Annotated in this window: 2 protein-coding genes; both read right to left on the bottom strand. The window is 31.6% G+C overall.

The window, feature by feature from the left end:
- Positions 1–116: 116 nt before the first annotated feature.
- Positions 117–770, bottom strand: coding sequence for a carboxypeptidase-like regulatory domain-containing protein (locus IQ05_RS15295; RefSeq protein ID WP_144894328.1), 654 nt, complete (start codon positions 768–770; stop codon positions 117–119).
- A gap of 178 nt (positions 771–948) precedes the next feature.
- On the bottom strand, positions 949–1,365 hold the full coding sequence (locus IQ05_RS15290) for a hypothetical protein (RefSeq protein ID WP_144894327.1): 417 nt from the start codon (positions 1,363–1,365) through the stop codon (positions 949–951).
- Between the last annotated feature and the right edge of the window lie 256 nt (positions 1,366–1,621).

Raw genomic sequence — 1,621 nt, 5'->3', positions numbered from 1 at the left:
ACAAGCCGTTGGAACGGCATTTTATACTCGAAAAATAACCAACATATAACCCTTTTAAAAGTTGTGAATAACTTTATGATGCTTTACATAGGAGTAGCTGTTGGCGGTAGGTTTTTTTATCCGTAACACCCAAAATTTATATCAATCATTTTCCCGTCTTTAGATTGTCCTATCATAATTATTGATTTGTCATTCAATAATGTATCCTTGTTTTTCAATAATTCTGAAGGAGACAATCTTTTGCAATCATTGGAATAAATTAATGTATTGGAATCAATTAGGTAGGTTCTTATTTTAGAATTATCATTGACTATTACTCGTTCGTCTATGTTTTTGAACTTAATTTGTACCATGTCAATTTCCACATAAACATTTCCGTTTTTTTTATAAATATTTTTTGCAATGGCATTAATCTCATCAATGTTTTCTCCAAGTTTGATTTTGTCAACTAATTGCAGTCTAACAATTGTTGTGTCATTTTTTATAAATTGATATTCTGTTGTTTCGCCGGCTTGATTAGAAACAGAAGGAATTGTGTCGGTTTTATAGCCTTCTTTAACAAAGATTAAATCTCCTAGCCAATCTTGACTTCTGTCTAATTTAAAATATCCATCCTTATCTGTTTTAGTATGTTTATCAATTCGGTCTTCTGCTACTATTACGCCTTCGAGTGGTTTGTTGTTCTCATCTGTTACCTGCCCCTGATAAAAGTTGTTTGTTTGATTGCAAGAAAAAAGGATCAGTGCCATTAAGAAGATAATATATTTCATATAGTCAAATTGTCAGTTTTATATCGGTCGCAAAATTACGCACAACGTTCCCGCGCTTGGCGAGGTTGCGAACTTCGGAATCGATTATTTTCTATCAAAGATAAAATTTCTTGCGAGAAATAAACGTGAATTTACTACAAAATTCGCAATCTTGCCAAACGCCTGTTATGTGACGTTTCTATTCAAATTCTACTTTTCCATAATTTATTTTTTCGGTATCATAAGTAAAGCTATTATAAGAATCCACAATCCATTTTCCATTTCGGTAAATAAAAGATAAGTACTTTTTGATGAATTTTGCAGGATTATAGATTTGAAGATTATCACCTTCGTTTGGATTATAACTAAAATCGAAGCAGTTTCTGTTGTTAAGTTCTTCTGACATCTTTTCTGCCGAAAGAGTTTCTGATAAAGCATCATCAGGATAAATTAGCATTCCATCCATTGGATATTCAGTAAGACCAACATATTTATACAATGTCCAAGTATATTTATCCTGATTCTTTTTTTCTTTTGCTTTTTTATTGTGGACAATTGTATTCAAACCATTCGGAATACAAGTACAAAGTTTAATTTCTTTTCCTATTTCGCACATAAAATTCAATATTTACATAAAGTTGGCTCAAATGTCACATAACGTTCCGCCGCTTCTCGTCAGTTGCGAACTTCGGAACTTTATATTTTCTGTTAAAGATAAAAATTCTTGCGAAACGTGAACGTGAACTTACCACAAAATTCGCAATTGCGAGAAACGGCTGTGCTTGTTGCACAACTCGAACAAATATATCAAAAAAAACTTGCAAAAAAGTAAAAGAAATTGTATTTTTAACTATGCAAGGAAGAAAAGAACT

The organism is Flavobacterium tiangeerense (assembly GCF_007830355.1).
GTDB lineage: Bacteria > Bacteroidota > Bacteroidia > Flavobacteriales > Flavobacteriaceae > Flavobacterium > Flavobacterium tiangeerense.
Note: the sequence above shows the minus strand (reverse complement) of the source record. Positions and strands in the feature narration are given on the sequence as shown.